Here is a 260-nt window from a genome sequence, read left to right as displayed (position 1 = left end):
ACTCGTAAGGGAAGTCCGCGAAGAATGCACGTAAGCGGGTCATGAAGGCATCGACATTGCCGGTACGTAACTCTTGTACGAATTTACCGATATAGAAACCCTTTTCTTCGTCCGGAATGGAGGTGTAAAAAGGTACGAGAAAATTAATGAAACCATACTTAACTTCTTCATTCGGGAAAGCAAGCAGGTAATTCTTGAACTCTGTATCAAACTCTTTTATTGTCAAGTATCCGCTTTGGTAAATCAATGGAATCGGATTA

1 pseudogene is annotated in these 260 nt (G+C 40.8%); it reads right to left on the bottom strand.

The features are described from left to right. Positions 1 to 260: pseudogene (locus L0M98_RS22550) on the bottom strand (AAA family ATPase); the annotation flags it as partial.

The organism is Butyricimonas sp. DFI.6.44 (genome assembly GCF_022132345.1).
Taxonomy (GTDB): domain Bacteria; phylum Bacteroidota; class Bacteroidia; order Bacteroidales; family Marinifilaceae; genus Butyricimonas; species Butyricimonas muris.
The sequence above is the reverse complement of the archived record's forward strand: the minus strand, read 5'-3'. Positions and strand labels throughout refer to the sequence as shown.